Below are 1,367 nucleotides of genomic sequence, written 5' to 3'. Positions count from 1 at the left end.
GAGGCCGGGGCCGGCCACACAGATCTCTCCTGGGACACCGACCGGGACGAGGCGGCGCTGCTCATCCACCACGTAGATGCGGTGGTTCCAGGTGGCCGTGCCCACGGGGGCCTTGCGGGGCCAGCCGGTGACGTCCTCGGGCAGGGTGTACGCGGTGACGACCTGCACCTCGGTGGAGCCGTAGTGGTTGTGTATCCGCAGGTCCGGGCAGCGCTCGAAGAGCACGCGCAGGTCCTCGTCGAGCGCCAGGGGCTCGCCGGCCTGGCTGATGTGGCGCAGCGAACCGAGGTCGACGTCCTGCCGCCGGGCCTGCGCCGCCATCGCTCGGATCATCACGTTGGGCACGAACACCTGGTTGACCGCCGTGTGTGACAGCCAGCGGACGAACGCCGCCGGATCGCGCCGGGTGTCGGCGTCCGGGACGACCAGCGTCTCGCCGTAGAGCAGGGCGGAGAGCACCTCCTGTACGGACACGTCGAAGGTGAGCTCGGTGAACTGGGCGGTGCGGGTGCCCGGGCCGCCGGGCACGGCCACCTTCTGCCAGGCGAGCATGTTGACGACGCAGCGGCCGGGCATGGCGATGCCCTTCGGCTCACCGGTCGAACCGGAGGTGTAGACCACGTAGGCGAGGTGGTCGGGGGTGACGCCGCTGTCCGGGGTGGTGGTCGGCAGGGCGCGCAGTTCCTCGGCCAGTTCGGGCAGGAGCACGGTGGTGACCTGCTCCGAAAACAGGTGGCGGACGGACCGTTCGGTCACGGCCGTCGTCATCCGGGCGCTGTCGATGATGCGGCGGACGCGGTCGGCCGGGTGGTCCGGGTTGACGGGGACGTACGCCGCGCCGGCCTGGAGGATGCCCACCAGCCCGACGAACATGTCGATGCCGCGCCGCAGGCACAGGCCGACCAGGCTGTCCGGCCCGACCCCGAGGGACCGCAGGTGATGCGCCAACTGGTTGGCCCTGCCGAGAAGTTCTGCGTACGTGAGGGTCTTGTCCTGGTATTCGACGGCGACCAGGTCGGGGGTGCGGGCCGCCTGTTCGGCCAGCAGCTGCGGCAGCGGCCGAATGTCGACGGGCACCTCGGCGGCGTTCCGGGCGGCGCGCAGGAGCTCGCCCTCGGCGTCATCGAGGAGGCTCACGTCGGAGATCGGCCGGTCGGGGTCGGCCAACACGCGGCCCAGGGCGGTGCCGAGGTGGCGGACGAACCGCTCGACGGTGCTCTCGTCGAACAGCGCCCGGCTGTAGACAACCGGGCCGGCGACGCTGCCGTCCTCATTCTCCACGAGGTGGGCTTCGAGGTCGACGCGGGTGGTGACGTCGGCGCCCTCGAACAGCTCGACCTCGGCGTCCGGCCACGGTATGCGCTCGA

General features: G+C 71.4%; 1 protein-coding gene. It reads right to left on the bottom strand.

Features of this window, described 5'->3' with window-relative positions; genetic code table 11:
* Positions 1-1,367: AMP-binding protein (locus NGF19_RS30330; RefSeq protein ID WP_252429138.1), on the bottom strand; the 1,367-nt coding region annotated here is incomplete at both ends.

This window comes from Streptomyces macrolidinus, from assembly GCF_023887685.1.
Lineage (GTDB): Bacteria > Actinomycetota > Actinomycetes > Streptomycetales > Streptomycetaceae > Streptomyces > Streptomyces macrolidinus.
Note: the sequence above shows the minus strand (reverse complement) of the source record. Positions and strands in the feature narration are given on the sequence as shown.